The sequence below is a fragment of the uncultured Serinicoccus sp. genome, from assembly GCF_947487915.1.
In the GTDB taxonomy this organism is placed as follows: domain Bacteria; phylum Actinomycetota; class Actinomycetes; order Actinomycetales; family Dermatophilaceae; genus Ornithinicoccus.
The window spans coordinates 18,799-44,844 of sequence record NZ_CANKYH010000002.1; the positions used below are offsets into that span (position 1 = coordinate 18,799).

The following is a 26,046-nucleotide window of genomic DNA, read 5'->3' on the forward strand; positions in this document are numbered from 1 at the left end:
CACCCGATGAGCTCGCAGGACGGCGACCTGGACCAGAGCACCGAGCCGGAGGCCGGCGGCCAGGGCGACCACTACGAGACCGTCGAGGTCGGGGGAGTGGAGCGTCGCCTCGAGGAGGAGCTGCACGAGGAGTTCAACGCGACCGTCTCGGAGGGCGAGGAGCGGCTCAAGCGCACCCACCGAGGGCTGGTGGTGACCGGCCTCTTCGGCGGGATCGACGTCGGGCTCGGCATCATGGCCATGCTCGCGGTGATGCACGCCACCGGCAGCACGCTGCTCTCCGGTCTGGCCTTCGGCATCGGCCTGCTGGCGCTGCGGCTGGCGCACTCCGAGCTGTTCACCGAGGACTTCATGCTCCCGGTCAACGCCGTCCTGGCCGGGCACGGCACCTTCGCCCAGCTCTTCCGGCTGTGGTCGGTCACCCTGGTGACCAACCTGGCCGGGGGATGGCTGTTCATGTGGCTGGTGGTGTATGCCTTCCCGCAGTTCCACGAGGACCTCACCAGCTCCGCGGTCGACTACGTGACGGCCGGGTTCACCATGGAGACGATCGCGCTGGCGCTGCTCGCGGGGAGCACCATCACCCTGATGACCCGGATGAACCAGGGCACCAGCTCCGACGTCATGACGGCCGTCATCTCGCTCATCGGCGGGCTCCTGGTCGTCGGCCTGGAGATGCACCACGGGGCGCTCTCCTCGGTCCTCATCTTCGGCGCCATGCAGGCCGGTGCGGAGATCTCGGTGGGCCAGTGGCTGGGGTGGTTCTGGTGGGTCACCCTGCTCAACATGGTCGGTGGCCTGGTCATCATGACGGCACCGCGGATCGTCCGGACGTGGGAGCTGGTGCGCGAGGAGCGCGCCCGGCGGCTGTCCGAGGACCACGCCCACTAGGAGGGGTTGACGGCACCCCCGCGACGTCCGACGCGGTGCGCGGCACCGTTCAGGAGCGTCGCGGCGGGCCGCTGGAGTCCCGCTCCACCAGGGTGGCCGGCATGACGACCCGGCGGGGCCGCTTGGTCGCGGGGCGCAGCGCGAGCTCCAGCGCCTTCTCGCCCATCTGCTGCATGGGCAGCCGGACGGTGGTGAGCGAGGGGGAGAGGTCAGCGGCCACCGGGACGTCGTCGAAGCCGGTCACCGACATGTCCTCCGGCACCCGCAGGGACCGGGACCGCAGCACCGACAGCGCACCGATGGCCATGTCGTCGTTGAGCGCGAGCACGGCCGTGCTGCCGGGGTGCTCGCCCAGCATCTCCAGGGTGGCCGTCCTGCCGCCGTCACGGGTGAAGGGTGCCTCGATGACGGGCACGTCCTCACGGGGGATGCCCGCCTCGGCGAGCGCCCGGTGCACGCCGGTCAGACGGTCGGCGACGGTGGTGAGGCCCAGCGACCCGGTGATGACGGCGACGCGGCGGTGGCCGAGCGCCAGGAGGTGGCGGGTGACGGCCTGCGCGCCGTCGGTGTTGGCGGGGAGCACGGCGTCGGTGGCGTGCTGGTGGCGGCCGATCGCCACGACGCGGCCACCCGCCTGGGTGAAGCGGGTCAGCTCGCGGTGGATGCTGCGCTCCGCCTCGGGGTCGAGGTAGCCCGACCCCGCCACGACGATGACCCCGACCCGGTTCGCGATGAGGGTCCGCAGCTGCCGCAGCTCGATCTGCGGGTCCCGCCCGCTGTGGCACATCTGGACCGACAGCCCCCGCTGGCCGGCCACCCGCATGACGCCGCTGGCGATCTCGGAGAAGTAGGGGTCGGCCACCTCGTGCACGACCAGACCCACGCTGGAGCTCGTGCCCCCCGCGAGCGACCGGGCGTGGACGTTGCCGATGTAGCCCAGGGACTCGGCGATCTCCTTGACCCGCTCGGCGACAGCGGTGCTGACGCCCTGGCGGCCGCTCAGCGCCCGGGAGGCCGTGGCCACCGAGACACCCGCCGACTGCGCGATGTCCACCAACCGTGGTGCCGCCGCTCCGGTCATCATCGACTCCTCGTCCTCGTGGTGCGCCTGCTGGTCGGCGGGCCTGGTGCGTCCCGGCAGACCCGCGCACGTACCTCCTTGCCAACGCCCAAGACGCACGTTATCGTACAACGCAATCGTTTGTGCAAACGTTTGCGTAATCGGTTGACCTTCCCCGTGGGCCGCAAAGGAGCGCCAGATGAAGCACAGCACCCGCCGATCCGTCCCGATGTCCGTCGACCAGGCCGGGGGGACCTCGGCCACGGTCAGTCGCCCGGCCCGTCGTCGCGCAGCCCTCGCCGTGGCCGCCGCCGGAGCCCTCACGCTCAGTGCCTGCGGCCTGGGTGGTGGGGGCGGGTCCTCTGCCGAGGGAGAAGAGGGCGAGGGGGACGAGGGCCCGGTCACCATCGGCATCTCGCTGCCGCTCACCGGTGACTTCTCCGAGCCCGGGAAGGGGGTGCAGCGCGGCTACGAGGCCTGGGCCGAGTACACCAACGCCAACGGCGGCCTCCTGGGGCGTGACGTGGAGCTCATCATCTACGACGACCAGTCCAACGCCGACCGGGTCGCCTCCGACTACGAGAAGCTCATCAACCAGGACCAGGTGGACATCGTCGTCGGCCCGTTCTCCACCCGGCTGGTGGTGCCGGCCGCGCAGGTGGCGCAGGACTACGGCTTCCTCTTCGTCGAGCCGGCCGGCGCCGCCGAGGAGGTCTTCACCCAGGGCTTCGACAACCTCTTCTACGCCGCACCCGCCATCGCCAACGACCACTACAACTACCTGGCCGAGCACATCCTCGCCATGCCGGAGGGGGAGCGCCCCACCACGGCCGCCTACGCGTCCATGGACGACCCCTTCGCCCAGGGCACCGCCTACGGGCTGAAGGAGAAGCTGGAGGAGGGCGGCATCGAGACCGTCGCCGACGAGGTCTACCCGCCCAACACCACCGACTTCTCCAGCATCGCCAACAAGATCGCCAACACCGACGCGGACATCCTCGTGGGTGGCACGCAGTACCAGGACGCGGTCAACCTCATCGTCGCCCTGCAGCAGCTGGACTACCAGCCGCGCCTGGCGGCCTTCTCCACCGCGCCCACCAACCCGGAGTTCCCGGAGGCCATCGGGCAGACCGAGGGCATCCTGTCGCCCACCGGCTACACCCCGGACGCGGACTACGAGTCGAACGCCCAGTTCGTCGACTTCTACACCGAGCAGCACGGCAACCCGCCCAACGAGGACGAGGCCAACGCCTGGACCACCATGCAGGTGGTCGCGGCCGCGGCCGAGGCCAACGACTGCGCCGACCCGAGCCCGGAGTGCCAGCAGTCGATGATCGACTGGCTGCGCGAGAACACCGTGGACACCGTGGTGGGCCCGTTGTCCTGGGACGCCGAGGGCCGCCCCCAGGCGGCCCACCTGGTCCAGCAGTGGCAGGACGGCGAGATCAAGATCGTCCTGCCCGAGGACGCCAGCGACGCCGAGCTGTCCTACCCCAAGCAGGACTGGTGATCCCCGCCCTCCTCCTGCCCCCCGCCCACGACCGCTCAGAAGGGAACCTCTCGTGACGGCCCTCATCACCCAGGCGGTGATCCTCGGGATCCTGCTCGGCGGCCTCTACGCCCTGCTCGCCGCCGGCCTGACCCTCTACTTCGGGGTGATGCGCGTGGTGATGATCGCCCACTCGGCGTTCCTCATCCTGGCCGCCTACCTCGCCTGGGCGTTCAACCGCGCCACCGGGATCGACCCGTTGTTCTCGCTCGTCGCGACGGTGCCGCTGTTCTTCCTGCTGGGCGTGGTCATGCAGCGCTTCCTGCTGTCCCGGCTCAAGCCCGCCACCCTGACGATGATGTCGGTCCTGCTGACCTTCGCCATCGCCCTCATCATCGAGGGGATGCTCGGGTTCGTCTGGACCGGGACGCAGCGGCGGATCAGCCTCAGCTACTCGACCGCGAGCCTCGAGGTCTTTGGGGCCAACATCGCCGTGGTCAAGCTGGTGGCGTTCGGGCTCGCGGCGGTCAGCCTGCTGGCGCTGTACCTGCTCATGAAGGCCACCAGCTTCGGCCAGGCGCTGCGCGCGACCATCCAGCACAAGGAGGCCGCCGCGCTGCTGGGCATCGACACCGAGAAGGTCGCCGGCTACGGCTTCGGCCTGGGGCTCGCCACCGCGGCCATCGGCGGGACCGCCCTGGCGCTGGACTCCACGATCTACCCCTCGCTGCACTGGCACTGGATCGGCCCGCTCATGGCGATCATCGTCGTCGGGGGGCTCGGGAGCATCCCGGGCGCCGCCATCGCCGCCCTGGTCCTCGGCCTCAGCCAGAGCCTGCTGCAGATCCCGCTGGGCACCACCTGGGCCCAGACGGTGTTCTACCTCGCCCTGTTCATCACCCTGATGGTCCGTCCGCAGGGATTCTTCGGAGGTCGCCTTGCCCAACGCTTCTGACCTCGCCACCCCCACCCCCACGGCACCGGCCACCGGGCGCCCGGACGACAGCGCCGGTGAGCGTTTCGACCGGCGGCTGGGCCTGGCCAAGGCCGGGCTGGGAGTCGTGGCGATCGTGCTCGCGCTCATGGTGCCCTGGCTCGCGCCGGACGCCTTCATCCTGTCGGTGGCCGTCGTCATCGCCAGCTACGCCGCGTTCGCCGTCGGCTGGAACTTCGTCGGGGGATTCACCGGCTACATCTCCCTGGGCCACGCCTCCTACTCGGGTCTGGGTGGGTATGCCGTGGCGCTGCTCACCACGCACACCGGGATCAACCCCTGGGTGGCGCTGGTGCTGGGGGCGGTCGTCGTCGCGCTGCTGGCGGTCCCGATCGGCATCGCCTCGTTGCGGGTCCGCGGCGCCTCCTTCGTCATCGTCTCCATCGCCCTCGTCCTCATCCTGCTCCTGGTGTTCCAGAGCTGGGCCTCGGTGACCGGCGGGTCGGAGGGTCTGCGCGTGCCGCGGCCGTTCGACAGCTCGGTGCTGCGGCCCGAGCAGCACACCCGGTTCTACTTCCTCTTCCTCGTCCTCATCGGCATCGCCCTCCTCGTGTGGTGGCTCATCGACCGCTCGCAGTTCGGCGCCGGGCTCAAGGCCATCCGGGAGGACGAGGACAAGGCCGAGGCGCTCGGGGTGCCGACGTTCCGCTACAAGCTGGTCGTCTTCGTCATCTCCGCGTTCTTCACCAGCCTGGCCGGTGGCCTGTATGCGCTCTGGTTCGGCAACCTGGACCCGGTCTTCCAGTTCTCCATCCTCACCGGCTCCTACATGGTGCTCATGTCCCTCTTCGGCGGCATCCGCTCGCTCGTGGGCCCCGTGGTGGGTGCGGTGGTCGTCGGCTACGCCATGGAGGTCTTCAAGGCGCAGTACGGCGACAGCCAGTTCCACCTCGTGGCGCTGGGCCTGCTGCTGGCCGTCGTGGTCCTCTTCATGCCCGAGGGGGTGGTGCCCGCCCTGCTCGGGCTCGTGCACCGGCTGCGCCCCGCGGCCACCTCGATCCGGGAGGAGAGCGCTGCGGAGCTGCTCGAGCGCAACCGGGCGATCGACGCCGAGCGTCGGGCCAACAACGAGGCCTCCACCGAACGCGAGGCGGTCGACGACCCGCGCCACGCGACGACCGGGAAGGGACGATCATGAGCGTGCAGCAGGACGTGCGCCCCAGCCTGCAGACCGAGGGCCTGTCCAAGGCGTTCGGCGGCGTGCAGGCCGTGAACGGCGCCACGGTGACCTTCCACGAGGGCAAGGTCAACGCCCTCATCGGCCCCAACGGGTCCGGGAAGTCGACCTTCTTCAACATCGTGACCGGCATGATCGCGCCGGACTCCGGCACGGTGCGCTTCCGGGGCCAGGACATCACCCGACGAGCGCCGCACCGCATCTGTGCCGCCGGCATCGGGCGCAGCTTCCAGCTGTGCCGCACCTTCCCCCGGATGACCGTGCTGGAGAACCTCCTCGTCGCCGTCCGCCCCGCGGGGCTGAGCCAGCTGGTGGGGTCGAGCCAGAACCGCCGTCAGGTGGAGCGGGCGCGCGAGCTGCTCCGCCGGGTCGGCATCGACCACCTCGAGGGCTCGCTGGCCCAGGACATCTCCTACGGCCAGCAGAAGCTTCTCGAGCTCGCCGGCGTGCTCATGGGAGAGCCCGGCACGATCCTGCTCGACGAGCCGGCCGGCGGGGTCAACCCGGCCCTCATCGGCCGCATCGGCACGCTGGTGAAGGAGCTCAACGCCGAGGGGCGGACCTTCATCATCGTCGAGCACAACATGGACATGGTGATGAGTCTGTCCGACCACATCGTCGTGTTCGACCGAGGTGCCCCCATCGCGGAGGGCACGCCGTCCGAGGTCCAGCAGGACCCCCGAGTGCTGGAGGCCTACCTTGGCGTCTGACCACCTTCTCGAGCTCAACGACATCGAGGCCGGCTACGGCCGGGCCGCCCTGGTGCTGCGCGGGCTGACGGTCAAGGTCCCGGCCGGCTCGGTCGTCTGCCTCGTCGGCCCCAACGGCGCCGGCAAGTCCACCGTGCTCAAGGTCGCCAGCGGCATGCTGGCGCCGCGCTCGGGCTCCATCGTCGTCGACGGCGAGGACGTCACCGGGGCCGGTCCGCAGTCGATGATCCGGCACGGGCTCTCGCACGTGCTCCAGGGTCACAGCGTCTTCAAGGAGATGACGGTCGCCGAGAACGTCTCGCTGGGGGCCTACACCGTCAAGGACAAGGCCCAGGTGCAGGAGCGGGTGGAGTTCGTCAAGAACCTCTTCCCCGTCGTCGCCGACCGGTGGGCGGCCCTGGCCGGCGCGCTGTCCGGAGGCCAGCAGAAGCAGGTCGAGTTCGCCCGCTCGCTCATGGTCAGCCCCAAGGTCGTGCTCCTCGACGAGCCGAGCATGGGCCTGGACCCCAAGACCACCTCCGTGGTGTTCGAGCAGGTCGTGCGGATGCGGGAGGCCGGGATCGCGGTCCTGCTCGTGGAGCAGAACGCCCGGCGCGCCCTCGAGACCGCCGACATCGGCTGCGTGCTCGACCTGGGCCGGGTCCACATCACCGGACCGGCCCCCGAGCTGCTGGAGGACCCGCAGCTCGCCGAGCTCTACCTCGGGGGAGGGGGCGCCCGCAGCGCCGACCCCGCCGAGGACCCCACCCCCTCCGGGGCGCGCTCACCCGAGCTGAGCAGCCCCGCCCCCGAAAGGACCTGACACCATGGCCACCCACACCACCCGCATCATCATGAACGGCGTGACCGGCCGGATGGGCTACCGGCAGCACCTCGTCCGCTCGATCCTCGCCATCCGCGACGCCGGCGGGGTCGAGCTGCCCTCCGGCGACCGCATCCAGGTCGAGCCCGTCCTCGTCGGGCGCAACGCCGAGAAGCTGCAGGAGCTGGCTCGCCGGCACGACGTGAAGGACTGGACGACCGACCTCGACGCGGCGCTGGCCGACGAGAGCGCCACCGTCTACTTCGACGCCCAGGTCACCAGCGAGCGCAAGGGCGCCATCCTGCGCGCCATCGCCGCGGGCAAGCACATCTACACCGAGAAGCCCATCGCCGAGACGGTCGGTGACGGTCAGGAGATGGTGGACGCCGCCGCGGCATCGGGCGTCATCAACGGCGTGGTCCACGACAAGCTGTACCTGCCCGGCCTCATCAAGCTCAAGCGCCTCATCGACTCCGGCTTCTTCGGGACGATCCTGTCGGTCCGCGGCGAGTTCGGCTACTGGGTCTTCGAGGGCGACGTGCAACCTGCCCAGCGACCCAGCTGGAACTACCGCGCCGAGGACGGCGGCGGGATGGTCCTCGACATGTTCTGCCACTGGAACTACGTGCTGGAGAACCTCTTCGGCGCCGTGGAGTCCGTGACCGCCCGCGCGGTCACCCACATCCCGACCCGGTGGGACGAGCAGGGCCGGGAGTACCGCGCGACCGCGGACGACGCGGCATACGCGATCTTCGAGCTGGCGGGCGGGGTCATCGCCCAGGTCAACTCCTCCTGGGCGGTGCGTGTGGACCGCGGCGAGCTCGTCGAGTTCCAGGTGGACGGCACCCGCGGGTCGGCCGTGGCCGGCCTGTTCGGCTGCCGCATCCAACCCGCCGTCAGCACCCCCAAGCCCGTGTGGAACCCCGACCTGCCGACCGAGGAGGACTTCCGGGCGCAGTGGGCCCAGATCCCCGACAACACCGAGTTCGGCAACGGCTTCCGGGCGCAGTGGGAGCAGTTCCTCATGGACGTGCACGCCGGCCGGCCGCACGCCTACGACTTCGCCGCCGGGGTGCGCGGGCTCCAGCTGGTCGAGGCGGGGCTGCGGTCGTCGTCCGAGCGGCGCAGCGTCGACCTGGCCGAGCTCGCGACGCCTCCCGCGGACGAGGCGTCGATGGAGGAGCTGCGCGCCACGGAGCCGGTGGCGTGAGCACGGCCACCGCGCGGCGGGCGCCCACCACGACGGGGTCGGACAGGGTCGCGCTGCCCGGGGCCGACGGCCGCTGGCGCGAGGTCACCCTGCACGCCCCGAGGGAGTGGCAGGAGCACCCGGAGCCCTACACCAGCCGGGTCGCCTTCGCGGCGGCCCACGTCGTGGCCGACCCCTACGGTGACAACACCCCGGGTGCACCGGCCCGCGTCGACTGGGAGTCGACCCTCGCCTTCCGCCGGAGCCTGTTCCGCTACGGCTTCGGTGTCGCCGAGGCGATGGACACCGCCCAGCGCAACATGGGGCTGGACTGGGCGGCGGTGCAGGAGCTGGTCACCCGCAGCGCGGCCCAGGCGGCCGAGCTGGGCGCCCGCATCGCGAGCGGCGCCGGGACCGACCACGCCCCGGACGCGAGGACCCTGGGGGCGGTGCGCGACGCCTACCTCGAGCAGCTGGACTTCGTCCAGGGCACCGGCTCGCAGGTCATCGTCATGGCCTCGCGGCAGCTCGCGGCCGCCGCCGAGGGCGAGGCGGACTACCGCAGCGTCCTCGACCCGGTGCTGGACCGTGCGCAGGAGCCGGTGATCCTGCACTGGCTGGGGGAGATGTTCGACCCCGCCCTGTCCGGGTACTGGGGGAGCAGCGAGGTGCCTGCGGCCACGGAGGCGTTCCTGCGCCTGGTCCACGACCGGGCCGACGTGGTCGACGGGGTCAAGGTGTCGTTGCTGTCGGCCGAGCACGAGGTCGGGCTGCGGGCGGCCCTGCCCGAGGGCGTCCGCCTCTACACCGGGGACGACTTCAACTACCCCGAGCTCATCAGGGGGGACGGCACGTACCACTCCGACGCCCTCCTGGGAGCCTTCGCCGCCATCGCTCCCGCCGCCTCCGCGGCCCTGGCGGCGCTCGACGAGGGGGACCTCGAGACCTACGACCGGGAGATGGCGCCGACGCTCGCGCTGTCCCGGCACATCTTCGAGCGTCCCACCTTCCACTACAAGACCGGCATCGCCTTCCTCTCCTGGCTGACCGGGCAGCAGCCTGGCTTCGTCATGGTGGGTGGTCTGCAGTCGGCGCGCAGCGCGGTGCACCTCTCCACCCTCTTCCAGCTGGCCGACGAGGCGCAGCTGTTCCCGGACCCCGACCTGGCGGCGCAGCGGATGCGCACGTGGCTCGCCGGCGCGGGGCTGACGCCGTGACGCCGGCGCAGACGGGGACCGTCCCGCTCGACGTGCCCTCGGGGCGCCCGGCCTCGGTGCCGACACCGGAGCCCGGGGACCCGCGGCTGGCGCGGCTCTCGCTCAACCAGCGCACCTGCGCCGGCTGGTCCCTGCGCGAGGCGATCGACGGGTGCCTGGCCGCTGGGCTGCCCTCGATCGGTGTCTGGCGCGAGCCGGTGGCCGAGGTGGGTCTGGAGACGGCCGTCCGCTGGGTCCGGGACGCGGGGCTGCGCGTCTCCTCGGTGTGCCGTGGTGGCTTCTTCACCGGCGCCGACCCCGAGACGGTCGCCGCCGCCCACGAGGCCAACGTGGAGGCCGTCCGGGAGACCGCCGCGCTCGGTGCGGCGACCCTGGTGCTCGTCCCCGGAGGCCTGCCCGACGGCGACACGGACCTGCCCGGAGCCAGGGCACGGGCGACCGAGGCCATCGGCGCGCTGCAGCCCGTCGCGGCCGAGCACGGCGTGCGGCTCGGCATCGAGCCGATGCACCCGATCTTCGCCGCCGACCGTGGCGTGGTCTCCACCCTGGGCCAGGCCCTCGACATCGCCGAGCAGCTCGACCCCGAGACGGTGGGCGTGGTCGTCGACACCTTCCACCTCTGGTGGGAGCCCGGCGTCGAGCAGCAGATCGCCCGGGCCGGCAGCCGCATCGTCAGCTACCAGGTGTGCGACTGGATCACGCCGTTCCCGGCCGACGCGCTGCTGAGCCGGGGGATGATGGGCGACGGGCACATCGACTTCCCGGCCTTCACCCGACAGGTCGCGCAGACGGGCTACGCGGGCGACGTCGAGGTGGAGATCTTCCACGCCGACGTGTGGGCCGCCCCCGGGGCGGACGTCGTCGCGACGATGGCCCGGCGCTACGTCGAGCTGGTGCAGCCGCACCTCTGAGTCACCGGCCCGGAGCCTGCGGGGCCCCCTGGCCTGCGGCGCCGGGTATCTGACGGCGCCCACCCGACTCCTCTCATCATGCACCGGCGCAGGGGCCGGTGCGCCCGAGGAGGAGAAGAACCCATGTCACACCACGACATCAACCCGCACGAGCCGGTGGCGCCGGAGGCGGAGCCGGCCGACGAGGTCGGCACCGAGGAGCTCACCGAGGACCCGGGAGCCGGTGACGGCGCGCACGAGGAGGCCGCCGCCGGGCTGGACATCGAGCCGGTCGCAGCCGTCATGGCGCAGGCGCTCGGCGCGGTGGAGCAGGCCCCCGACACGTCGGGCCTGCGGCCGGTCGGGGAGGCCACCTACGGCCCCCCGGTCGACGCGGAGACCGTCCAGGGCCCGGACAACCGGGTCCAGATCACCGCCACCGGCAGCTACCCGTGGCGCGTCCACTGCTCGCTGCTCATCACCGCCAACGACGGCTCGCAGTGGATCGGCACCGGGTGGTTCAACGGCCCGAGCAGCATCATCACCGCCGGTCACTGCGTGTTCATCCACGCCCCCGGCACCCAGCGGCACGGGTGGGTGCGCAGCATCGAGGTCATGCCCGGGCGCAACGGCGCGAGCCTGCCCTACGGCCGGTTCCTGGTGCCCCGTGCCCAGCTGCGCAGCGTCCACGGCTGGACCACCGGTCCCGACCACGAGTTCGACTACGGGGCGCTGCTCCTCACCGAGCCGAAGGGCAGTGCCACCGGCTGGCTGGGCTTCGCCAACTGGTCGGACGCCACGCTCAACGCCAAGAGCCTCAACCTGTCCGGCTACCCGGGCGACAAGCCCTCCGGCACCCAGTGGTACCACTGGAGCGGCGTCGCCGCGCTGAGCGCGCGCAAGGTGTACTACACCCTGGACACGGCCGGCGGGCAGAGCGGAAGCGGGGTCTACGTGTTCCACGAGGGAGGCCGCTACGCCGTGGCGATCCACGCCTACGGTGGGTCCGGGAGCAACAGCGGGACGCGCATCAACAAGCCCGTGTTCGACAACCTCAAGCTCTGGAAGGGCTGACCGGCCGGATGACCGCACGGATCCGTGGCGTCGTGCTCGACGCCGACGGCGGCCCCGTCCCCGGCGCCCGCGTGGCGCTGGAGGCGGGGCCCGTCCCGCTGCCCGACATCGCGCTGCTCACCGGTGCGGACGGCACCTTCGAGCTGGACCTGCCGAGCCCCGGGGAGTATGTCGTGGCCGTCCACGGCGACGCGGCGAGCGCGCGGGCGCGGCTCACGGCGCCGACGGAGCACGTCCTGGAGCTCCGGCTCGGCCGGGCGGGCCCGCAGGTCTGACCGGGGGACGCCCCGGGGCTCAGCCGTTCAGGGGGAGTCGACGAGGAAGCCGGCCGACCGACGGTCGTCGGCGAAACCGGCCACGGTCCCCCGCTCCCAGTCGACCGCGAGCGCCTGCACCGAGCCGAAGCTGGAGCGTTGCGCCGGGTCGGCGACGTCCACGGCATACCCCATCGAGCGCAGCTCGTCGGCGAGCGCGGGCTCCTCGAGCCGCAGCCGACCGTCGCTGAGGAGGAAGCGCCCCGCCGGGACGGCCGCGTCCAGGGGCTCGCCGTGCAGGCCCCACCGCAGCACGACCGAGGCGGTGGTGCTCGGGATCTGCCGGCCGCCCGGGGTGCCGACGACGAGCACCGGCCGGTAGTCCTCGTCGACCACCATCGACGGGGCGCTCCACGACACCGAGCGTCGGCCCGCTTCCGGCTGGTTGGCGTCCGAGACGCCGATCGCGAAGAACCGCGACAGCTGGTCGTTGAGGAAGTACCCGTCCAGGTAGCGCCCGCTGCCCCAGAAGCTGGTGAGGGTGTTGGTCATCGAGACCCCGACGCCGTCCTCGTCGACCACCGAGATGTGGGTCGTGTTGGGCGCGCTGTCGTAGGGGTCGGCGACCGCCGCCACGCCGCCGTCCCCGTCGTAGACGTCGGCGGCCAGCGCGGCGTTCGCCTCCTGGTCGGTGATGCGCTCCACCGGCACGTCCACGAACGCCGGGTCGCCCAGCTCCTCCTGCACGGTCCGGTCGGCCACCAGCCAGGCCTGGGAGAGCCGGTCCACGAACTCGGCGGAGTCGGGGTCGACGTCACCGATGCCACCGGCCTCGGCGATCTGCGCCATCTGCACGATGGCGGCGCCCGGCAGGGGCGGGGCCCCGGACAGCAGGATGTCCTCGCCCAGGCCGCCCGCCGCGGGGGCGGACACCTGGACCTCGTAGTCCTGCAGCGTGCGGGCGTCCAGCCCCGGGACGCCGGCGACCCGTTCGGACAGGGAGCCGGTGTAGAAGGACGACGCGCCCTCCTCGGCCAGGGTCCGCATGGTCGCGGCCAGGTCGGTCTGGACGAGGAGGTCGCCGGCCTGCAACGGAGCCCCGCCGGACCGGAAGTGCGGCAGGTCGCTCGTGGCCGCCTCGCCGAAGGGGGTCCGCAGCGCCTCGGCGACGAAGTCCGACACGGGGTGCCCGTCCTGGGCGACCGTGATGGCCGGCTCCAGCAGCACCGCCCAGGGGAGCTCGCCGTGCTCCTCGTGCAGACGCTGCATGCCGGCGACGAAGCCGGGCACGCCGAGGCCGTCCTCGGGGACCTGGCCCTCGGCGTTGACCACCTCGCGGTAGTCGTAGTTGACCGCCTCGCCGTCGGCCGCGACGATCGTGACGCCCCCGCCGCCGATGCCCGACGAGGACGGCTGGGTCACCGCGTCGGTGAACGCCGCCGCGATCGCGGCGTCCACCGCCGACCCGCCCTGCTCGAGCATCTGCATCCCAGCCTCCGCGGCCAGGGGGTGTCCCGCGCTCACCCCGCTGGCGCCGAGCTCAGGCTCCGGCGGCGGCTCCGGCGCGGTGGTGCTGGGCGCGGCCTCCGCGGGAGCGGGCTCGGTGGTGGCAGGGGCGTCGTCCGGCGGCGCGCTGGAGGTGGCGGCCGGGGGCTCGGCCGCCGTGGTCGGCCCCGCCTCCGGTGCCGGCTCGCCGCCGCTGCAGGCGGTGAGCGCGAGCGCCGCGAGGGCGGCGGGAAGGGTATGGCGGGGGGTCACGACAGGCGCTCCTGCGAGGGTCGGTGGGTGGGGGTGGCCGGACGCAGCCACGGCGTGCGCAACAGGCGCTCCAGCGGCCCGCTCCTGCCGCCGCGCTGCCACGCCACGGCCAGGGCGAGCAGCCCGGTCCACAGCACGGTGGCGGTGAGCACGCCGACGAGGAAGGGGAACCCCTCCTCCGGTTTGATGAGCGCCAGGACGAGCACGTGCAGGACGTAGAGGGTCAGGGCCATCGTGCCCCCGCTCGCCAGCCAGCGGCTGAGGCGGCCCCGCACCCCCCAGCGCAGACACGCGCCCACGACGAAGCAGGCGCCCGCGGTCGCGCTGACGATCCACAGCGGCATCTGCCCGTGCGCGACGCCGGTGAGGATGCGGGTCCAGCCGACGTCCGCCTCGGGCCCGAGGGCGGAGTAGGTGAGGTCGGCCACGACGAAGCTGACGACCGCGGTCACCGCACCCCACAGCATGAGCCGCCGCTGGACGAGGGGGTCGCCGAGGGCGGTGCGGGACAGCCACAGGCCGGCGAGGAAGGGCACCGACCAGCTGGCCAGCGGGTAGGGCCCGGCGATGAGCAGCGAGTGGACGACCTCGTCCCGGGGGGTCAGCAGGCTGACGGCTCCCTGGGCGTGCCCGTGGACCTCGAGGTCGTGCCAGACGATCCACAGCGGTCCGGCCACGGTGAGGACACCGGCCACGAGCAGCAGCCGGCGGGAGGGCAGCCGCCACGCCAGGGGGGCGAGGAGGAACAGCAGCGCGTAGGTCGTGAGGATGACGCTCACGCTGCTGGTGAGGGTCTGCAGCACCAGGCCGAGGACCAGGAGCAGGACGATGCGCCAGGACAGCTCGCGCCACCGGCGTGGCCCGGTCCGGCCGCGCAGGAAGAAGCCCATGCCGATCCCGGCGATCGTCACGAAGAGGACCGAGGCCCGGCCGTAGGGGAGCAGGTAGAGCCGCTGCAGGAAGGAGTCGACCTGGATCGGCCCGACGTTGACGACGATCATCCCGACGATGGCCAGGCCGCGCGCGACGTCCAGCCCGTGCAGTCGAGCGGACCGTCGGGTCGGGCCTGGTTCAGCAGTGGTCATCGGCGTCCCGGGTGGAGGGCGGGGAGCGGTCCGCGGGCGAGGGCCCGTCAGGACAGGAGCCCCAGTCTACGTGGCGCCGCACCCACCGACCGGGAGGTGGACCACGCCGCCGGTGCCGGCTCAGAGCTCGGGCGGTGCCTCGAACAGGTCCACCCGGGCCGGCGCCAGGATGGACCGGGAGACGTTCTTGAAGTCGAAGCGGTCGAGGATGCGGGCGGCATCCTCGTCGCTGAGGTCGTAGGCGTGGGCCAGCATCCGCACGTGCTCGGTGTAGAACGCGTGCAGCTTGTCGACGCCCTTGATGAACTCCAGCTCCCTAGCCACGCAGCGACGCTAACGACGCGACGTTGCGGGTGGGTGGACGCGACATGAACGTTGGGTCCGGGGTCCGACTGGACACCGGTGGTCCCGGTGCAGTGGGGTGGGGCGGTGACCTCCCTGCTGCACCTGCGCGCCGCCGGCACCTCCCTCGTCCTCGACCTCGCCGACGACCTGCTCCCGGTGGTCCGCCACTGGGGCGCCGACCTCGGTGACCTGGACGAGCAGGACCTCGCGGGGGTCACCACGGCCGGGCGGGTCGCCCGCGGCGACAGCCCGTTCGACCTCGCCGACCAGGTCAGCCTGCTGCCCGAGCACGCCCGCGCCTGGCTCGGTCGCCCCGGGGTCGAGGGGTCGCGGCAGGGACGGGACTGGTCGCCCGCCTTCCGCACCCAGGGGCCCGCCGCGGTGTCGACGGCCCCGGACGGCACCCAGCGGGTCCGGGTCCGCGCGGCGGACGACACGGCATACCTCGCCGTCGTCCTCGAGCTCGAGCTGCACCCGGGCGGGCTGCTGCGCACCCGGGCCACCCTGACCAACACCGGCGAGGAGACGTACGACGTCGGTGCCGTCCGGGTCGCGCTGCCGGTGCCCGAGCGGGCCGGGGAGCTGCTGGACTTCGCCGGACGCCACACCATGGAGCGGGTGCCGCAGCGCCAGCCGTTCGACGTCGGCGTGCACAGCCGGGAGGTGCGCACCGGGCGCACCGGCCTGGACGCGGTGCACCTGCTGTGCGCGGGGGAGCCGGGCTTCGGCTTCGGGCACGGACAGGTCTGGGCGGTGCACCTGGGGTGGAGCGGCAACCAGACCACCTACGCCGAGCGGCTCTTCAACGGCTCGCGCGTCCTGGGGTCGGGGGAACGGCTCGAGCACGGCGAGGTGCGCCTGGGCGCAGGCGGGGAGCTGGCCACCCCGTGGCTGTATGCCGCGCACGGCACCGGGCTCGACGAGGTCGCCGGGCGCTTCCACGCCTGGCTGCGCAGCCGGCCGCACCACCCCGACCGGCCCCGCCCGGTGACCCTGAACAACTGGGAGGCGACCTACTTCGACCACGACCTGGACCGGCTGACGGACCTCGTCGACCGGGGTGCGCGGGTGGGGGCCGAGCGGTTCGTGCTCGACGACGGGTGGTTCGGGGGGCGCCGGGACGACACGAGCAGCCTGGGCGACTGGGTGGTCTCGCCGGACGTGTGGCCGGACGGGCTGGACCCGCTGATCGAGCACGTGCACGCCGCCGGGATGGAGTTCGGCCTCTGGGTGGAGCCGGAGATGGTGAGCCTGGACTCCGACCTGGCGCGGGCGCACCCGGAGTGGATCTTCTCCGCCGGGGGCCGTCGCGGGCTGGAGTCGCGCCAGCAGCACGTGCTCGACCTGGGTCACGCGGGCGCCTACGCCCACGTCCGCGACCAGCTGCGGGCGCTCCTGGAGCGCTACGACATCGCCTACCTCAAGTGGGACCACAACCGTTACCTCAACGACGCCGGCCACACCCCGGGCGGGGAGCCGGGGGTGCGGGCGCACACGCTCGCGGTCTACCGGCTCATGGACGAGCTGCTGGCCGCCCACCCCGGCCTGGAGATCGAGTCCTGCTCGGCCGGCGGCGGTCGCGTCGACCTGGGGATCCTGGAGCGGACCGTGCGGGTGTGGGCCTCGGACTGCATCGACCCGCTGGAGCGGCAGCAGATCCAGCGCGGCACCATGCTCCTGCTGCCCCCCGAGCTCGTCGGCACGCACATCGCCTCGGGCCGCTCGCACACCACCGGCCGCCGCCACGACCTGGACTTCCGCGCCGGGACGGCGCTGTGGGGCCACCTGGGGATCGAGTGGGACCTGGCCACCTGCACCGAGGCCGAGCTCGCCGAGCTGGCGGCGTGGGTCGACTTTCACCGCGCGCACCGTGAGCTGCTGCATACCGGTCGGGTCGTCAACGGCGACCACCACGACGAGGTGACCTGGGTCCACGGGACGGTGGCGCAGGACCGGTCCGAGGCGCTCTACCAGATCGCCGCGCTGGCCCGGCCCGCCACCACCGGTCCGCACCGGGTGCGGCTGCCCGGCCTCGACCCGGACGCGCGCTACCGCGTGACCGTGGAGCGGCCCGGCCAGGAGCCGCTGCGCGCGGGCCCCGGGGTGGTGCCGTGGGCGGTGGACGGGGTCGTGCTCCCCGGCCGGGTGCTCGCCGAGGTGGGCCTGCCGATGCAGCCCCTGCACCCCGAGCACGGCCAGATCTGGCGCGCGGCCCGGGCGTAGGCTGAGCGGATGGCACCAGCACCGGGACGGACCTGGGCCGGCAACCTCGACTACTCGGCCGGTGAGCTGGTCGAGCCGACCAGCATCGGTCAGCTGGCCGAGGTCATGGCCGGGGCGCGGCGCGTCCGGGTCCTCGGTTCGCGGCACTCCTTCAACCGGGTCGCCGACACGACGGGCACCCTGGTCGGCCTGCGCCGGCTGCCGGCCGAGCTCGAGGTCGACGGCGAGCGACGCGTCGTGCGCGCAGGGGCGGGCCTGACCTACGGCGAGGTGGGGGCCCGGATCCAGGAGGAGGGGTGGGCGCTGCACGCCATGGCCTCGCTGCCGCACATCACCGTCGGGGGGGCGGTGGCGACCGGGTCCCACGGGTCGGGCGACGGCGCGGCGTCGCTGGCCGAGGGCGTCGCCGCCGTGGAGGTCGTCACCACCGGGGGAGAGCAGGTGCGGCTGGAGCGGGGGGACCCCGACTTCGGTGGCGCCGTGGTGTCGCTCGGCATGCTCGGCGCCGTCACCGTGGTGGAGCTGGAGGTCGAGCCCACCTACGACGTGGCGCAGACCGTCTACGAGGGCCTGACCTGGGACCAGGTGGTGGAGGACCTCGACGCCGTCACCGGGCTGGGCACGAGCGTCTCGGTCTTCACCGACTGGCGGGACCCGGACCGGACGACCCAGGTATGGGTGAAGGACCGGGTGGACGAGCCCCGGACCGGGTCCGGCGTCCCGGGTGTCGACGCCCTCGGGCTGCGGCCGGCAGACGGGCCGCGGCACATGATCCGGGGCGGGCGGCCCGAGCACTGCACGCAGCAGGGCGGCGTGCCCGGCCCCTGGCTGGACCGGCTGCCGCACTTCCGGATGGGGTTCACCCCCTCGGCCGGCGAGGAGCTCCAGTCGGAGTGGCTGCTGCCGCGCCGCTCGGTCGGCCCGGCCCTCGAGCGGCTGCGGGGGATGGCGGGCGAGCTCGCCGGGCTGGCCCTGAGTGCGGAGATGCGCACCGTGTCGTGCGGCCGGCAGTGGCTCGACCCCGCGCAGGAGGACAGCGTCGCCTTCCACGTCACCTGGCGGCGGGACCAGCCCGCCGTCGAGGCACTCCTCCCGCGGATCGAGGAGGGGCTGGACCCGCTCGGGGCACGGCCGCACTGGGGCAAGCTCTTCGACGAACGCGCCCTGGCCGGACGCATCGAGGAGCTCTACCCGCAGCGGGGCCGGATGCTCGAGCTGGCGGCACGCATGGATCCGCGCGGGGCGCTGCGCAACGACTACCTGGAGAGGGTGGGACTGTGACGGACGAGGTGATGTGGTCGCCGGCGACGGCCGACGAGGACGTCGAGCCGGGCCTGCGGGCGGCGTTCGCGGAGGAGATCGGAGGTGCGCCCGACGGGGTGTGGGCGGCCCCCGGGCGGATCAACCTCATCGGCGAGCACACCGACTACAACGGCGGGTGGTGCCTGCCGTTCGCGCTCGCCCACCGCACCTACTGCGCCGTGCGGACCCGACCGGACGGGCGGCTGCGGGTGGTGTCCCGGCAGGCGCCCGGACAGGCCTGGGAGGGCGAGGTGGCGCAGATCCGGGCGGGGTCCCCGGGCGGCTGGGTGGCCTATGTCGCGGGCGTCGTCGCGATCCTGGCGGAGCGGGCGGCGGGGCCGGTCGGCGCCGACATCCTCGTGGACGGCCGGGTGCCGCTCGGCGCGGGCCTGTCCTCCTCGGCCGCGCTGTCCTGCTCCGGCGCCCTGGCCCTCGCGGAGCTGGTACCGGGCCTGGCGGCGGTCGACCGGGCCGAGCTGGCGCAGGCGTGCGTGCGCGCGGAGAACGACTACGCCGGTGCGGCCACCGGAGGCATGGACCAGACCGTCTCGCTGCGCGCGGTGGACGGGCACGCCCTGCTCATCGACTGCGACGACTTCTCGCTCACCCCGGTGTCGTGGACGCTGCCCGATCACGAGGTGCTGGTCATCGACACCCGGGCCCACCACAGCCTCGCCGACGGGCAGTACGCCGCGCGCCGGGACACCTGCGAGCGCGCCTGCCGCGTCCTCGGGGTCTCCAGCCTGCGTGAGCTGCACGACACGGACGTGGACGGGGTGCTGGACCGGCTCGAGGGGGACGAGGAGGCGCAGCGCCGGGTGCGGCACGTGCTCACCGAGAACACCCGGGTGCTCGACCTCGTCGCGGCCCTGGGCGCGGAAGACGCCGAGGAGGTGGGCCGCCTCATGGTGGCCTCGCACGTCTCGCTGCGCGACGACTACGAGGTCTCCTGCCGTGAGCTCGACCTCGCGGTCGATGCCGCGCGGCGGGCCGGGGCGGCCGGTGCGCGGATGACCGGCGGCGGCTTCGGTGGCTCGGCGCTGGCCCTGGTGCGGCGGGGCGACGTCGAGGACGTCGCTGCCGCGGTGCACGAGGCCTTCCTCGCCGAGGGGCTGGAGCCCCCGCACCTCCTGCGAGCCACGCCGAGCGCCCCGGCGCACCGGATCTCCTGACCCGACCCGATCCGGCCCGGCGGCATACCCACCGAGCGCCGTGAATGGTTGCCCCTGGTGCCACCGAGCGTCGTGAATGGTTGTCCCTGGGGCCACCGAGCGCCGTGAATGGTTTCTTCCGGCGTCCACCGGGCGCCGTGCTGGGTGGTGCGAGGACGACGTCCCGCCACAGACGGTGCTCGGCAGGCGGTCTGCCATCCATGTGCGGCGCTCGGTGGGTGGTGTGCCAACCATTCGCGGCGCCCGGTGGGTGGTGTGCCAACCATTCGCGGCGCTCGGTCGGAGGGGAGGAGGGGGCAGAGGGGGGAGGGGGGAGGAGGGGTCAGGGGCGGGTGACCAGGGCGGCGGCCTGGCGGGCGATCTCCCACTCCTCGGCCGTCGGTATGACGTAGCCCGCGACCCGGCTGTCCGCGGTGGTGATGAGGGTCTCGCCGTCGGCGGCGGCGTTGGCGGGTGCGTCCAGGAGCACGCCGAACCCGGCCAGACGCTCCAGCACGGCCGCGCGCAGCTCGGCGTTGTTCTCGCCGACCCCCGCGGTGAAGACGAGGGCGTCGAGCCGGCCGAGCACGGCGGCGAAGGCCCCGACGTAGCGCAGCAGCCGGTGCACGACCACCTCGAAGGCCAGCACCGCCGCCGGGTCCCCGTCCGCCCGCCGGGCCATCACCCCGCGGAAGTCCGCGGAGCCGGTGAGCCCGAGCAGCCCCGACTCCCTCGAGAGCGCCCGCTCGACCTCCTCCGTCGACAGGCCGGCCACCCGTCCCAGGTGCCCGGCGACCCCGGGGTCGAGGTCGCCTGCGCGGGTCCCCATGACCAGCCCTTCGAGCGGGGTCATGCCCATGGAGGTGTCGACGCTGCGGCCACCGTCGATCGCCGTGGCGCTGGCCCCGTTGCCCAGGTGCAGCACGATGCTGCGCACGTCCGCCAGCGGGCGGCCCAGGAGCTCGGCGACCCGCCGGGAGACATAGGCGTGGGAGGTGCCGTGGAAGCCGTAGCGCCGCACCCGGTGCTCCTCGCGCCACTGCCGCGGCACGGCGTAGGTCGCGGCCGCCTCCGGCATGCCCTGGTGGAAGGCGGTGTCGAAGACCGCCACCTGCGGCACGTCGGGGAAGGCATCCTGCGTGGCGGCGATGCCGGCCAGGTTGCCGGGGTTGTGCAGCGGCGCCAGGGGTACCAGGCGTTCGATCGTGGCGAGCACCTCCGGGGTGATGAGCGTGGGGTCGGCGAACTCCGCGCCGCCGTGGACGACCCGGTGGCCGACCGCCAGCAGGTCGACCTCGGCGAGGGTCGGCCCGTGCTCCTGGAAGGCGCGGGTCGCCAGCTCCAGCGCGGCCGCGTGGTCGGGGACGTCCAGCACCTGCTCGTGGGTCGTCCCGCCCACGGTGTGGCGCGCCACGCCGTCCCTCAGGCCGATGCGCTCCACCAGCCCCTTGGCCTGCGAGGCCCCGGTGTGGGGGTCGAGCAGCTCGTACTTCACCGACGAGGAGCCGGCGTTGACGACCAGCACGACCGGGTCGCCGCCCCCGGCGCCACTCCGGGCGCCCCTCCCGGCGCTGGCCGCGTCGCCGCTCATCGGTCCGCCCCCGCCTGGATCCCGGTGATGGCGACGGTGTTGATGATGTCGCGGACCGTCGCCCCCCGGGACAGGTCGTTGACCGGGGCGTTGAGGCCCTGCAGCACCGGCCCGACCGCCACCGCGGCGGCGCTGCGCTGCACCGCCTTGTAGGTGTTGTTGCCGGTGTTGAGGTCGGGGAAGACCAGCACGGTGGCCCGGCCGGCGACGGGGGAGTCCTGGAGCTTGGTGGCGGCGACGGCGGGGTCGACCGCGGCGTCGTACTGGATCGGCCCCTCGACCAGGAGCGAAGGCTCCCGCTCGCGGACCAGGTCGGTCGCCGCGCGCACCTTGTCGACGTCGGCACCGCTGCCCGACCCGCCGGTGCTGTAGGACAGCATCGCCACCCGTGGCTCGACGCCGAACTGGGCGGCCGTCGCGGCGGAGGAGATCGCGATGTCGGCGAGCTGCTCGGCGTCCGGGTCGGGGTTGATGGCGCAGTCGCCGTAGACGAGGACCTTGTCGGCCAGGCACATGAAGAAGACCGAGCTGACGACCGAGACGCCGGGGGAGGTGCGGATCACCTCCAGCGCCGGCCGGATGGTGTGCGCGGTGGTGGTGATCGACCCGGACACCATGCCGTCGGCGCGCCCGGTCTTCACCATGAGGGTGCCGAAGTAGGCCGGGTCGGTGACGATGTCCTGCGCCTGCTCCAGGGTGACGCCCTTGTGCGCCCGCAGCTCGGCATACGTCCGGGCGAACTCCTCGCGCCAGTCACTGGTGAGCGGGTCGACGACCTCGGCGGCGTCCAGGCGCAGGCCCAGAGCCGCGGCCCGCTCGCGCACCTGTGCCTCGTCACCCAGCAGCGTCAGCCGGGCGACCCCGCGGGCCAGGACGGTGTCGGCCGCCCGCAGGATGCGGTCCTCCCCGCCCTCCGGCAGCACGACGTGCGAACCCGTCTCCCGCGCGCGGGCCATGATCCCGTGCTCGAACATCAGCGGGGTCACCACGGCGGACCGTCGGTCGGCGTCGTCGCCGACGGGCAGCAGCCGGGTGATGTCGACGTGCTGCTGGGCCAGGGACCGGGCGTGCTCGATCTTGCGCTGCGAGCGGGGGGTGATGCGCCCGACGACGTCGTGCATCGTCATCGCGGTGCGCATCGTCCCGCCCTCGCAGCCGATGATCGGCAGCTCCACCGCGAGGCCCTCGACGAGCCGGGACACCTGCTCGCTGGGCCGCAGGCCGCCGTTGAGGACGATCGCCCCGAGCGAGGGGAAGGTCGAGGAGCGGTGGGCGAGGATGGCGCCCAGCAGCACGTCCTCGCGGTCGCCGGGGCAGATGAGGACGTTGCCCTCGCGCAGCCGGTCCAGGACGTTGGGCATCGTCATGCCGGCGACGATGAGCCCGGTGGCCTCGCGCTCGAGCAGCGACTCGTCCCCGGCCCGGAGGATGCCGTCGGTCGCGGCCATGAGGTCGCCCACCGTGGGGGCGGCGAGCAGCGGGTCGGCGGGCATCGCGAGGACGGCAGGGTCGCTCCCGGTGCCGGCCATCTGCTCGGCCACCGCGTCGCGGACCGCGGCGGACACCTCGTCGAGGTCGTCGTCGACCCGGTTGGCGAGGACGCCCGCCACCGAGGCGTGCCGGCTGAGTGCCTCCTGCACGGCGACGGCGGCCGCGGTGGCCGTGTCCTCGACGCTGCGGCCCGCGGCGGGGATGATGAGCAGCATCGGCGCGCCGAGGTGCGCGGCGATCGCGGCGTTGGTGGAGAACTCGGTGGGCGCGGTGACCCCGGTGTAGTCCGAGCCGACGACGAGCACCCGCTCGTGCTCGGCGGCATACCGGTGGAAGCGGTCGACGATCTCGCCGATGGCCGCGTCGTGCCGGTGGTGAAGGTCGTCGTACGTCACGCCGACGGCGTCCTCGACGGTCGAGGCGGACGTCGACAGCGGGTGCAGCAGGTGCAGCAGCGGGTCCTGCTCCCGGTCCTGCACGACGGGACGGAAGACGCCGACCCGGCCGCCGAGGGCGCACAGCTGGGCGAGGAGCCCGACCGCCACCGCCGACTTGCCGGAGCGGGGCTCGGCGGACGCGACATACAGGGAGGTGCTCACGGGTCCCACGATAGCCACGCCTTACGCTGCGTCCATGGACACGTCGAGCTCGCTGACCGCTGCTGGTGGACTCTCCGCGGTGCGGGTGTGGGTCGATGGCGCGCTCGTCGGGCCGGAGGGCTCGGTGCGGGCGCTGGACCACGGGATCACCGTCGGCGATGGAGTGTTCGAGACGTGCAAGGTGGTCGACGGGGAGGTCTTCGCGCTCACCCGGCACCACGACCGCATGGACCGCTCGCTCGCGGCGCTCGGCCTGGAGCCCCTGGACCGCGACCGGATCGGGGAGGGGATCGCCGCGGTGCTCTCGCAGGGAGGTATGCCGTTCGGCCGGTTGCGCTACACCGTCACCGCCGGGCTCGGGCCGCTCGGCAGCGACCGGGTCCCGGGTGCGGCGACGTATGTCGTCACCGCGGTCGAGCAGGACCCCATCCCTGCGACGACCTCGGCGCTCGTGGTGCCGTGGGTCCGCAACGAGCGGGGGGCGCTGACCGGGGTGAAGTCGACGTCTTACGCGGAGAACGTCGTGGCGCTGGCGGCGGCGAAGGCGCGCGGGCACTCCGAGGCGATCCTGGCCAACACCGCGGGGATGCTGTGCGAGGGGACCGGCACGAACGTCTTCGTCGTGACCGGCGACACCGTGCGCACCCCGGACCTCGGCTCCGGGCCGCTGGCCGGGGTCACCCGCGGGCTGGTCGTCGAGTGGCTGCGCGAGGACGGGGTCGAGGTGGTCGAGGAGCCGCTGCCGCTGTCGGCGCTGGCCGAGGCCGACGAGATCTGGCTGTCGAGCAGCATCCGCGACCTCACCGCGCTGCACCGGCTGGACGTGCACGACCCGGTGCTGCTGACCAGCGGGGAGGAGCTGGCCGTGCCCGGGCTGGCGCCCCGTGACCTGGGGGAACAGCCCGGCCCGATGGCGCAGCGGGCCCTCCGCGTCTTCGCCGAGCGGGCGGCGCGGACCCTCGATCCTTGACCCAACCTTGACGGAGACTTGACCTGTAAGCGGTTACAACTTCAGCGTGACGTGGCTACTTTCGAGAGAGGACGCCAGCGACGGCGTCCGTCCCTCTCACAAGGAGTAGACGTATGCGTCCTGCTGGAAAGCGCACCCTGGCCCTCATCGGCACCGGCGCCGTGGCCCTGTCCATGGTCGGTGCCACCGGTGCGGGAGCCGCACCCGGCAACGGTGAGGGCGACGGTCAGGACCAGGCCGTGGCCAAGCACGCTGCAGCCTCCACGAGGTCGGCGCAGGCCGAGGTCCGGGCCTACTGGACCCCGGAGCGGATGAAGAACGCCATCCCGCGCGAGATGGCCAAGCCCGGCGGCAAGGGCAAGCCGGGCGGGTCGACGAGCTCGGCGCAGGCCGTGCGGGCGCCCGCCCAGGCCGAGCTCGGCAAGGTGTTCTTCACCCTCGGGGGCGCCAACTACGTGTGCTCCGGCACGGCGACCGACAGCGTCAACGGCGACGTGGTGACCACGGCCGGCCACTGCCTCAACGAGGGCCCGGGCGCCTACGCCACGAACTTCGCCTTCGTCCCGGCCTACGACAACGGTGACCGGCCCTACGGCACCTGGGTGGCCGAGTCGCTCGTCGCCCCCGGGGCCTGGGTCAACAGCGGCGACTTCAACCACGACGTGGGCTTCGCCGTCATGGCCGAGCAGGGTGGCCAGAGCCTGACCGACGTCACCGGCGACTACCCGATCGCCTTCAACCAGGGCTACGGCCTCGCCTTCGACGCCTTCGGCTACCCGGCCGCCAACCCCTACGACGGTCAGGAGCTGTGGCGCTGCTCCGGAGTCGCCGGGCAAGACACCCGGGGCACCACCGATCACCGGCTGCCGTGCTCGATGACCGGGGGCTCCAGCGGCGGCGGCTGGATCACCGGAGGCGTGCTGAACTCGGTGAACTCCTTCGGCTACCAAGGGGAGAGGGACGTCATGTACGGCCCCTACTTCGGTGACGTCGAGCAGCAGGTCTACACCGCCGCCAGCACCAGCTGAGGCGATTTCGCCGCTCGGGCACGGGGAGGTTAGACTGCCTCCTCGTGCCCGCGGGCACGTCCGGACGTGTAGCTCAGTTGGTTAGAGCGTTCGCTTCACACGCGAGAGGTCAGGGGTTCGAGTCCCTTCACGTCCACCTCACTTCTGACGAGCCACGAGGCCCCTGGCCTGCGAATACGCAGGTCTGGGGTCTTTTTTTATCGCCTACTTCATGGTCCGGCGTGCATCTTGCGTGCATCTCGGCGCACGGATCGCAGAGTGACCGGGCAGGCACCGGGCCGCGGCGTCGTCAAGGTCCGCAAGGCCACGCCCGCGCTCGATGACGTCTTCGGCAACCCGGTCGGCATCGGGGCTCGGCGCCACCTGTGACTGCCGCACCGATCGGTGACAGGGGGTAGGTACACAACCTGGTTGCCTGGTCGGTTGATGTCCAGCGTCGTGGGCCGGGCATCAGGCGGCTGTTCGCGCCGGTGCCAGTGTGAACGCGTGCTCCTCAGGGTGGGTCACGGTGCTGTCATACGGCATGCTCTCTAGCATCTGCACAGGTAAAGAGGCTGAAGGTCGAGCTCCGCCGCCTCCACTCACGTGTGTCTCACGCTGTGCAGGCGTCCCACCTCAACCCCGAGCCGCCACGATCCGTGGCGCGAGCCGCGTCGTGGCGTGGGTTGCCGTCGTGAGAGCGCGACCGGTGTGTCCGATCGGTAGGCGGGGCTTGCGTCAGGGTCGAGGCCCAGGAGGTCGTCGTTGCGGCCGGTG

At 72.9% G+C, this 26,046-nt stretch carries 22 protein-coding genes and 1 tRNA gene; 17 read left to right on the forward strand and 6 right to left on the reverse strand.

Annotated features, from left to right (window positions below; genetic code table 11):
- The first annotated feature begins 6 nt into the window (after positions 1-6).
- The gene (locus Q0795_RS01895) at positions 7-891 is read left to right on the forward strand and encodes a formate/nitrite transporter family protein (protein ID WP_298885808.1); all 885 of its coding nucleotides are present in this window, start codon (positions 7-9) and stop codon (positions 889-891) included.
- A 49-nt stretch (positions 892-940) separates the two neighbouring features.
- Here Q0795_RS01895 and Q0795_RS01900 read toward each other — a convergent pair whose 3' ends face one another.
- A complete protein-coding gene (locus Q0795_RS01900) occupies positions 941-1,975 on the reverse strand; it encodes a LacI family DNA-binding transcriptional regulator (protein ID WP_298885810.1) in 1,035 nt (344 codons plus the stop codon).
- A gap of 175 nt (positions 1,976-2,150) precedes the next feature.
- On the opposite strand from Q0795_RS01900, the gene Q0795_RS01905 reads away from it, so the two are divergent.
- The 10 genes from Q0795_RS01905 to Q0795_RS01950 all read left to right on the forward strand — a co-directional run bounded on the left by Q0795_RS01905 (position 2,151) and on the right by Q0795_RS01950 (position 11,768).
- Positions 2,151-3,461, forward strand: coding sequence for an amino acid ABC transporter substrate-binding protein (locus Q0795_RS01905; protein ID WP_298885814.1), 1,311 nt, complete (start codon positions 2,151-2,153; stop codon positions 3,459-3,461).
- 52 nt (positions 3,462-3,513) lie between these two features.
- Entirely contained in the window at positions 3,514-4,395 is an 882-nt protein-coding gene (locus tag Q0795_RS01910) for a branched-chain amino acid ABC transporter permease (protein WP_298885815.1), read from the forward strand.
- Complete coding sequence (locus Q0795_RS01915; RefSeq protein ID WP_298885817.1) at positions 4,379-5,572, forward strand: branched-chain amino acid ABC transporter permease; 1,194 nt, start codon at positions 4,379-4,381, stop codon at positions 5,570-5,572. Before Q0795_RS01910 ends, Q0795_RS01915 begins: the two co-directional genes overlap by 17 nt.
- On the forward strand, positions 5,569-6,321 hold the full coding sequence (locus Q0795_RS01920; protein WP_298885819.1) for an ABC transporter ATP-binding protein: 753 nt from the start codon (positions 5,569-5,571) through the stop codon (positions 6,319-6,321). Before Q0795_RS01915 ends, Q0795_RS01920 begins: the two co-directional genes overlap by 4 nt.
- Positions 6,311-7,123, forward strand: a complete 813-nt coding sequence (locus Q0795_RS01925; RefSeq protein ID WP_298885821.1) for an ABC transporter ATP-binding protein — start codon at positions 6,311-6,313, stop codon at positions 7,121-7,123. Before Q0795_RS01920 ends, Q0795_RS01925 begins: the two co-directional genes overlap by 11 nt.
- A gap of 4 nt (positions 7,124-7,127) precedes the next feature.
- Positions 7,128-8,333, forward strand: a complete 1,206-nt coding sequence (locus Q0795_RS01930) for a Gfo/Idh/MocA family oxidoreductase (RefSeq protein ID WP_298885823.1) — start codon at positions 7,128-7,130, stop codon at positions 8,331-8,333.
- Positions 8,330-9,529 carry a dihydrodipicolinate synthase family protein gene (locus Q0795_RS01935; protein ID WP_298885826.1) on the forward strand — a complete coding sequence of 400 codons (1,200 nt, stop codon included), beginning with the start codon at positions 8,330-8,332 and terminating at the stop codon, positions 9,527-9,529. Before Q0795_RS01930 ends, Q0795_RS01935 begins: the two co-directional genes overlap by 4 nt.
- Positions 9,530-9,615: 86 nt before the next feature.
- Positions 9,616-10,440 (forward strand): sugar phosphate isomerase/epimerase, encoded by an 825-nt coding sequence (locus tag Q0795_RS01940; protein WP_298886595.1) that lies wholly within the window; start codon positions 9,616-9,618, stop codon positions 10,438-10,440.
- A 123-nt stretch (positions 10,441-10,563) separates the two neighbouring features.
- The gene (locus Q0795_RS01945) at positions 10,564-11,493 is read left to right on the forward strand and encodes a serine protease (protein WP_298885829.1); all 930 of its coding nucleotides are present in this window, start codon (positions 10,564-10,566) and stop codon (positions 11,491-11,493) included.
- A gap of 8 nt (positions 11,494-11,501) precedes the next feature.
- On the forward strand, positions 11,502-11,768 hold the full coding sequence (locus Q0795_RS01950; protein WP_298885831.1) for a carboxypeptidase regulatory-like domain-containing protein: 267 nt from the start codon (positions 11,502-11,504) through the stop codon (positions 11,766-11,768).
- 27 nt (positions 11,769-11,795) lie between these two features.
- On the opposite strand, the gene Q0795_RS01955 is transcribed toward Q0795_RS01950, so the two are convergent.
- From Q0795_RS01955 to Q0795_RS01965, 3 genes are all read right to left on the reverse strand, one after another.
- Complete coding sequence (locus Q0795_RS01955; protein ID WP_298885833.1) at positions 11,796-13,505, reverse strand: gamma-glutamyltransferase; 1,710 nt, start codon at positions 13,503-13,505, stop codon at positions 11,796-11,798.
- Positions 13,502-14,590: an acyltransferase family protein gene (locus tag Q0795_RS01960; RefSeq protein ID WP_298885836.1), complete on the reverse strand. Its 1,089-nt coding sequence runs from the start codon at positions 14,588-14,590 to the stop codon at positions 13,502-13,504. Before Q0795_RS01960 ends, Q0795_RS01955 begins: the two co-directional genes overlap by 4 nt.
- Before the next feature lie 120 nt (positions 14,591-14,710).
- A complete protein-coding gene (locus Q0795_RS01965) occupies positions 14,711-14,914 on the reverse strand; it encodes a hypothetical protein (protein ID WP_058890340.1) in 204 nt (67 codons plus the stop codon).
- Between the two features lie 105 nt (positions 14,915-15,019).
- Here Q0795_RS01965 and Q0795_RS01970 point away from each other — a divergent pair, with 105 nt between their 5' ends.
- The 3 genes from Q0795_RS01970 to galK are packed head-to-tail and all read left to right on the forward strand — an operon-like array spanning position 15,020 to position 19,632.
- On the forward strand, positions 15,020-17,158 hold the full coding sequence (locus tag Q0795_RS01970) for an alpha-galactosidase (RefSeq protein ID WP_298885838.1): 2,139 nt from the start codon (positions 15,020-15,022) through the stop codon (positions 17,156-17,158).
- A gap of 9 nt (positions 17,159-17,167) precedes the next feature.
- Entirely contained in the window at positions 17,168-18,439 is a 1,272-nt protein-coding gene (locus Q0795_RS01975; protein ID WP_298885840.1) for an FAD-binding protein, read from the forward strand.
- The gene (gene galK, locus Q0795_RS01980; RefSeq protein WP_298885842.1) at positions 18,436-19,632 is read left to right on the forward strand and encodes a galactokinase; all 1,197 of its coding nucleotides are present in this window, start codon (positions 18,436-18,438) and stop codon (positions 19,630-19,632) included. Before Q0795_RS01975 ends, galK begins: the two co-directional genes overlap by 4 nt.
- A 322-nt stretch (positions 19,633-19,954) precedes the next feature.
- Here galK and Q0795_RS01985 read toward each other — a convergent pair whose 3' ends face one another.
- Together Q0795_RS01985 and pta are read right to left on the reverse strand one after the other, a co-directional pair.
- Positions 19,955-21,202: an acetate kinase gene (locus tag Q0795_RS01985; protein ID WP_298885844.1), complete on the reverse strand. Its 1,248-nt coding sequence runs from the start codon at positions 21,200-21,202 to the stop codon at positions 19,955-19,957.
- Positions 21,199-23,292 (reverse strand): phosphate acetyltransferase, encoded by a 2,094-nt coding sequence (pta, locus tag Q0795_RS01990; protein ID WP_298885846.1) that lies wholly within the window; start codon positions 23,290-23,292, stop codon positions 21,199-21,201. Before pta ends, Q0795_RS01985 begins: the two co-directional genes overlap by 4 nt.
- A 34-nt stretch (positions 23,293-23,326) precedes the next feature.
- Here pta and Q0795_RS01995 point away from each other — a divergent pair, with 34 nt between their 5' ends.
- The 3 genes from Q0795_RS01995 to Q0795_RS02005 all read left to right on the forward strand — a co-directional run bounded on the left by Q0795_RS01995 (position 23,327) and on the right by Q0795_RS02005 (position 25,426).
- Positions 23,327-24,262 carry an aminotransferase class IV gene (locus Q0795_RS01995; protein ID WP_298885848.1) on the forward strand — a complete coding sequence of 312 codons (936 nt, stop codon included), beginning with the start codon at positions 23,327-23,329 and terminating at the stop codon, positions 24,260-24,262.
- 113 nt (positions 24,263-24,375) lie between these two features.
- A complete protein-coding gene (locus Q0795_RS02000) occupies positions 24,376-25,290 on the forward strand; it encodes a hypothetical protein (RefSeq protein WP_298885850.1) in 915 nt (304 codons plus the stop codon).
- 62 nt (positions 25,291-25,352) lie between these two features.
- Positions 25,353-25,426 (forward strand) — tRNA-Val (locus tag Q0795_RS02005).
- Positions 25,427-26,046 lie beyond the last annotated feature (620 nt).